Origin of the sequence: Salinicola rhizosphaerae (assembly GCF_014652715.1) — a bacterium.
In the GTDB taxonomy this organism is placed as follows: Bacteria; Pseudomonadota; Gammaproteobacteria; order Pseudomonadales; family Halomonadaceae; genus Salinicola; species Salinicola rhizosphaerae.
In genome coordinates this window covers 397,878-398,356 of sequence record NZ_BMZI01000006.1, presented here as the reverse complement: position 1 = coordinate 398,356, position 479 = coordinate 397,878, and the positions used below count along the sequence as shown (strand labels likewise).

General features: G+C 57.8%; 1 pseudogene. It reads left to right on the top strand.

The window, feature by feature from the left end:
- Nucleotides 1-273, top strand: a pseudogene (locus IE125_RS15120) (sulfate adenylyltransferase subunit CysD); the annotation flags it as partial.
- Nucleotides 274-479: the final 206 nt, after the last annotated feature.

The following is a 479-nucleotide window of genomic DNA, read 5'->3' as shown; positions in this document are numbered from 1 at the left end:
CCGCGCCCGGTGGTCGAGCGCGACGGCATGCTGGTGATGGTCGACGACGAGCGTCTGCCGCTCGAACCGGGCGAAGTGCCCGAAGAGAAGTGGGTGCGCTTCCGTACGCTGGGCTGCTACCCGCTGACCGGCGCCGTGGAATCCAAAGCCGCCACGCTGCCCGAGATCATCCAGGAGATGCTGCTCACCCGCACCTCAGAGCGCTCCGGCCGCGCCATCGACAAGGATCAGGTGGGCTCGATGGAGAAGAAAAAGCGCGAAGGGTACTTCTAACGCGCCAGAGGCGCGTTAGAGAGCTGGAAGCCATAAGCTTTAAGCTGTAAGAAAGATCAAAAGCCAGAACCTTTTGATTCTGCAGGTAAAAGCGCTTTTTTATTGGCTTGCGGCTTGGAGTGAATTCATGAATTTTGAAAGATTGCAGGTTTGGAAACGCTCGGCACGCTTGTCAGCTGAGCTCTACAAGACCTTTTCCGCCCTGG